The 877-nt window shown below is 59.2% G+C and carries 2 protein-coding genes; both read right to left on the minus strand.

The window, feature by feature from the left end:
- Positions 1 to 150 precede the first annotated feature (150 nt).
- Complete coding sequence (locus tag EN925_RS37785) at positions 151 to 558, minus strand: DUF930 domain-containing protein (protein WP_032808257.1); 408 nt, start codon at positions 556 to 558, stop codon at positions 151 to 153.
- Between the two features lie 56 nt (positions 559 to 614).
- Positions 615 to 877: DUF2161 family putative PD-(D/E)XK-type phosphodiesterase (locus EN925_RS37790; RefSeq protein ID WP_245487460.1), on the minus strand; the 263-nt coding region annotated here is incomplete at its 5' end.

Genomic DNA, 877 nt, shown 5'->3' on the forward strand with positions numbered 1-877 from the left:
GTTCGTCGATTACCCAGAGGCCCTAACTTGGTGGTCCCTTGGCGTCAAGGGATCACGCGTGGCGCCATCACCGAAGCATCGTTACGTCAAGCCAGATCCAATGTTCGCGGCACTCGCCGACAGCCAGGCAAAACCATGGCCGATCGCAAATCAATCGTAGAGATTATACTTTGCCCAGTCGGCTTCCGGAATCTCGTCGCCGATCCGGTAGCGGAGTTGCAAGACTTCCATATGGTCCGGCCCGGTCTGGCACTTGAATTTCAGCCTATACCACTGCCCCTTGCTGCGAAACGCAGCACCCGGGCTCTTGATTGCATCGGCGCCCATCTCGGGCGTGGCAAAGGCGTAGGCGACGACGCGATCGGCTTTGAACTTGCGATCGTCATGGGTGATGCGGTCGAGCACTTCGGCGTCGCAACGCTGTTCAAGGCGAGTTTGGGGATCGAGTTTCATCAGTCCGGCGCGCAATGCATTGTCCATTGCGCTGGCTGGAAAACTCAGTGTCACTGACGCCAAGGCGGTCATGCAGAGCTTCTTCATGGGCGGGACAAGCAACATATTTTGTCGGAGAAATCAACCGAGCGGACCGCCTCGGACGCTGCGGGAATCTTCAATCATATGGCTGCTGCGTTCAAAATTGCGTGTCGGGATTCGTCGTGCGATGCCTGCGGCCAACGGACCAAAGAGGCACGGCCGGCATCGGTAAGATCGTACAGGCTACGGTCGACGCGCGCGAACCAGCCATAGACATTGTGCTGCAGGATCTTGGGCGCGATCGGCGTCACCGCCTTCAGATCTCGCGGCCGCCTGGGACCATCCACCATGGCGGCAGCGAGATCTGAAGGCGGTGACGCCGATCGCGCCCAAGATCCTGCAG

Source organism: Mesorhizobium sp. M7A.F.Ca.US.006.04.2.1 (assembly GCF_004022915.1).
Classification (GTDB): domain Bacteria; phylum Pseudomonadota; class Alphaproteobacteria; order Rhizobiales; family Rhizobiaceae; genus Mesorhizobium; species Mesorhizobium ciceri.

Excerpts from the sequence above, each read along its gene's own strand:
- EN925_RS37785 (WP_032808257.1), bottom strand. The coding sequence starts at position 558 with ATGTTGCTTGTCCCGCCCATGAAGAAGCTCTGCATGACCGCCTTGGCG.